The organism is Mycolicibacterium sp. XJ1819, from assembly GCF_053483675.1.
Genome location: NZ_JBEFST010000070.1, coordinates 1 through 263, shown reverse-complemented (window position 1 = coordinate 263; position 263 = coordinate 1). Strand labels below are relative to the sequence as shown.

Genomic DNA, 263 nt, shown 5'->3' with positions numbered 1-263 from the left:
TCTAGGGCCCGTTCGAGCACGGCCTTGGTCATCTGAGCCAACAGCCCATCAGGGCCGTCGATCGGAGTGCCCGAGGCCTCGGCGTCGGCCAACAAAGCATCGAGCGCAGCCGGCGGCAATAGCTCGCCCAGTTTGGCGGCAGCGTCGTCTCTGGGCGAATCAGATTGCAGCAATGAAACTCTCCTGTCCGGTGGTCAGCCACCACCATTCAGGCCGAACCCCTTACACAGTCAATAAGACACGCCCCCGCGCCACGCTTGCGA

General features: G+C 63.1%; 1 pseudogene. It reads right to left on the bottom strand.

The features are described from left to right. Positions 1-131 (bottom strand): annotated as a pseudogene (locus ABQE89_RS26345) (IS256 family transposase); the annotation flags it as partial. Between the last annotated feature and the right edge of the window lie 132 nt (positions 132-263).